Source organism: Alkalibacterium sp. m-11, assembly GCF_054658155.1.
Genome location: NZ_BAAGIR010000199.1, coordinates 1 through 2,785, shown reverse-complemented (window position 1 = coordinate 2,785; position 2,785 = coordinate 1). Strand labels below are relative to the sequence as shown.

Genomic DNA, 2,785 nt, shown 5'->3' with positions numbered 1-2,785 from the left:
TTGGAAGTAGTTTGGTTGGTACCTACTATTTTGAACGAGATTTAGGGGAGGGGCAAGTGTTTTTTTGCTTTTCCTTGATATAACAACCATTGTAAGCAATTATTAAAAGAAAGTATTGACACTAACTAACAAAAATAAGGAGTGTGTAAAATGATTAAAATTAAAAAAATTGGAGCATTATTGTTAGCAGCCATAATGGTATTTTCCTTAACTGCATGTGGAAATTCAGGTGAAGATAGTGAAGATTTATTAATTACATCTGTTGGAGAGGTTAATGAAGTTGAAAATACTGTTGTAAAAGTGATGGAGGCGGAAGAGAGTGAAAGTGAATTAGATATCAAACATGCTATCTTTACAGATGGGAATATAGTTCTTAAAAACAGTGCACAGGTTAAAGGTGATGTTGCAGCAAAAAGTGTAGACATAGGAAATAATGCAAAAATATTAGGAGATGTTGCAGCAAAAAGTGTAGACATAGGAAATAATGCAAAAATATTAGGAGATGTAGATCTTAAACCTGAAACTAAATATGAAGAATTTATTTTTCCTGATATACCCCTAAATGATTCCAAGGAAAAGATTGAAATTCCAAACAGTGGTAGATATACTATCAATTCAAGTGCTAGCTATAGGGAGATAGATATTAAGAATAGTGGAGTATTAACAATTGATGCAAGTAATAGTGACATCCTTCTAAATGTTAGAAAATTAACAGTTGGTAATAGTGGCAAGGTAATAATTAAAGGGAGCAATAAGGTTACTTTCTATCTTGAGGATACTGATTGGAATAATTCATCTTCACTAACTTATGAAAGTAGGGGAATAGATACAGCTACTGTAGACATCTACCATTATGGAAATAAAAAAATTGATCTAGGAAATCGCGTTGAGCTTAGCTTTAATTTGTTTATAAAAGAAGCGGATTTGAATTTAAAAAATAGCAGCGCTTTAAGAGGAAATGTATTTAGTAATGGAAGAAAAGTGGATGTTAATAACTCTGTTAATTATAAAGGCCTAATTTATGCGGTAAATGCTAATGTCGATATAAAAAATAGTGGAAGAGTTTACGGAGCGATTGTAGCAAACCAAGTAGAATTAGGAAACAGTTCTTATGTAGAGTATAATGAAGCCTATATAAGTGATTTATTCAGGTGGGAATAAAACCACCCAATACAAACCAGGATATTATAAATAGAGGTGAGCTATGAAAAACCAAGATGGATTTTCCTTAATAGAAGTTATTATTACAATTGCAATTATAGGTATATTAGGCATAGCTTTACTTGAGATTTTTGGTACAGGAATTACTAACGTAGCCAAGGCAGGGGAAAGAACTGAAGACTTATATAGCATTCAAGAAGTAATGGATTAAGCCATAACAAATGTAAAACAAAATGGTGAAATAAGACCAGTATACACTTTGGATGATGGTAGGAAGGTATCTGTAAATAGCCAACCTAAGACAATAACTGTACAATCAAAAGAAGTTCCTGGTAAGATTATCACCGTAAGAATTGAAGAGACTAATCAGACACTAATTACATTTGTCCCTCTTTCTAGAGGTGAGTCTGATGAATAGGATAAGATTAAATAATAAGGGCCTGACCTTAATAGAAGTAATAGTAACAATTGCAATCATAGCTCTAATAATACCGATTCTATATTCCATGGTTTCCATAGGTAATAAATCTTTTACAGCAACGAGAGACAGAGGACTAGCTCAACAAGAAGCTAGGATCGTAGCAGAACATCTTAATAATGAACTTAGATATGCCAGCAAAATCACTTCCCATAAGAGTGGATTATCAGATAAATACTTTTCCCTAAGTGTAGTTAACAATGGTTTAGTAAAATCAGAATATATTGGGGATAATAGAACCTTAGAAGAAAAGCTGGTCACTGGGAGCTGGCGTTCATTAGAGCTTGATCATAAGGACGGAATCATTATAGTTAATATAGTTATAAAAGAAAATAATAAGTCAGACTATCAATTGGCCATAAATATACCTCTAGAAAATATGGATCCTAGTAATATGGAGTTGGGGATTACTGATTTAGTTAATAATGAAATTTTTTATCTTCTACCATAAGCCTTGATGAGGAATGTAATCCTAAGCCATAGAAGGATCTTACAAACAAAAAGAACTGTCCCTGGTGTTTGACATTATTGACGTACGTAAACACGTACGCTATAATATAATAATAGAAAGGGTGATCGTATGGAAACAACTACGCCAACAAATGCACGGAAAAATTTATTAGATATCAAATATGCTATCTTTACAGATGGGAATATAGTTCTTAAAAACAGTGCACAGGTTAAAGGTGATGTTGCAGCAAAAAGTGTAGACATAGGAAATAGTGCAAAAATATTAGGAGATGTAGATCTTAAACTTGAAACTAAATATGAAGAATTTATTTTTCCTGATATACCCCTAAATGATTCCAAGGAAAAGATTGAAATTCCAAACAGTGGTAGATATACTATCAATTCAAGTGCTAGCTATAGGGAGATAGATATTAAGAATAGTGGAGTATTAACAATTGATGCAAGTAATAGTGACATCCTTCTAAATGTTAGAAAATTAACAGTTGGTAATAGTGGCAAGGTAATAATTAAAGGGAGCAATAAGGTTACTTTCTATCTTGAGGATACTAATTGGAATAATTCATCTTCACTAACTTATGAAAGTAGGGGAATAGATACAGCTACTGTAGACATCTACCATTATGGAAATAAAAAAATTGATCTAGGAAATCGCGTTGAGCTTAGCTTTAATTTGTT

Annotated in this window: 4 protein-coding genes; all 4 read left to right on the top strand. The window is 32.2% G+C overall.

Annotated features, from left to right (window positions below):
* Nucleotides 1-150: 150 nt before the first annotated feature.
* A complete protein-coding gene (locus ACYQ2O_RS11575; protein ID WP_459796662.1) occupies nt 151-1,161 on the top strand; it encodes a DUF7305 domain-containing protein in 1,011 nt (336 codons plus the stop codon).
* A gap of 43 nt (nt 1,162-1,204) precedes the next feature.
* Nucleotides 1,205-1,372: a prepilin-type N-terminal cleavage/methylation domain-containing protein gene (locus ACYQ2O_RS11570; RefSeq protein WP_459796661.1), complete on the top strand. Its 168-nt coding sequence runs from the start codon at nt 1,205-1,207 to the stop codon at nt 1,370-1,372.
* A 199-nt stretch (nt 1,373-1,571) separates the two neighbouring features.
* Nucleotides 1,572-2,090: a PilW family protein gene (locus ACYQ2O_RS11565; RefSeq protein WP_459796660.1), complete on the top strand. Its 519-nt coding sequence runs from the start codon at nt 1,572-1,574 to the stop codon at nt 2,088-2,090.
* Nucleotides 2,091-2,219: 129 nt separating this feature from the next.
* Nucleotides 2,220-2,785 (top strand): G8 domain-containing protein (locus ACYQ2O_RS11560; RefSeq protein WP_459796659.1); only part of this gene is annotated, 566 nt, incomplete at its 3' end.